This is a genomic window from Pseudomonas sp. Sample_24, from assembly GCF_004307605.1.
In the GTDB taxonomy this organism is placed as follows: domain Bacteria; phylum Pseudomonadota; class Gammaproteobacteria; order Pseudomonadales; family Pseudomonadaceae; genus Aquipseudomonas.
In genome coordinates this window covers 11,170-12,293 of record NZ_RCNW01000032.1, presented here as the reverse complement: position 1 = coordinate 12,293, position 1,124 = coordinate 11,170, and the positions used below count along the sequence as shown (strand labels likewise).

The following is a 1,124-nucleotide window of genomic DNA, read 5'->3' as shown; positions in this document are numbered from 1 at the left end:
CCGGAAAAGATTTCCCCTTCCGCGCTGACGATATCGCAATGGACTGTCATAGCCATCTGATTGCCTCAACCTAAATTAGCGCCCGTTGCCGGGCGCCGGGATTACAGTTTCTTGGCTTTCTCGATCGCTTCTTCGATGCCGCCAACCATGTAGAACGCTTGTTCTGGCAGGTGGTCGTAGTCACCGTTGAGGATGCCTTTGAAGCCAGCAATGGTGTCTTTCAGGGAAACGTATTTACCCGAAGCACCGGTGAAGACTTCAGCCACGAAGAACGGCTGCGACAAGAAACGCTGGATCTTACGAGCACGGTTTACCAACTGCTTGTCGGCTTCCGACAGCTCGTCCATACCCAGGATCGCAATGATGTCCTTCAGTTCTTTGTAACGCTGCAGAACGTACTGAACGCCGCGAGCGGTGTCGTAGTGGTCCTGGCCGATCACGTTCGGGTCCAGCTGGCGCGAAGTCGAGTCGAGTGGATCAACCGCCGGGTAGATACCCAGGGAAGCGATGTCACGGGACAGAACGACGGTAGCGTCCAAGTGGGCGAAGGTGGTCGCTGGCGACGGGTCGGTCAAGTCGTCCGCAGGTACGTATACCGCTTGGATCGAAGTGATCGAACCTTCCTTGGTCGAAGTGATACGTTCTTGCAGAACGCCCATCTCTTCAGCCAGGGTCGGCTGGTAACCTACTGCCGAAGGCATACGGCCCAGCAGTGCGGATACTTCAGTACCGGCCAGGGTGTAACGATAGATGTTGTCGACGAACAGCAGAACGTCGTTACCTTCGTCACGGAACTTCTCGGCCATGGTCAGGCCGGTCAGTGCTACGCGCAGACGGTTTCCCGGCGGCTCGTTCATCTGACCGTAAACCAGTGCCACTTTGTCCAGAACGTTGGAATCCTTCATCTCGTGGTAGAAGTCGTTACCCTCACGAGTACGCTCACCCACACCGGCGAACACGGAATAACCGCTGTGCTCGATGGCGATGTTACGGATCAGTTCCATCATGTTTACGGTTTTGCCTACACCGGCACCACCGAACAGACCGACTTTACCGCCCTTGGCGAACGGGCAAACCAGGTCGATAACCTTGATGCCGGTTTCCAGCAGGTCGTTGCCGCCTGC

General features: G+C 56.2%; 1 protein-coding gene. It reads right to left on the bottom strand.

Annotated elements, in window-relative coordinates:
• Positions 1-101: 101 nt before the first annotated feature.
• On the bottom strand, positions 102-1,124 hold a 1,023-nt coding region (atpD, locus tag D8V06_RS01630), incomplete at its 5' end, for a F0F1 ATP synthase subunit beta (protein WP_177434322.1).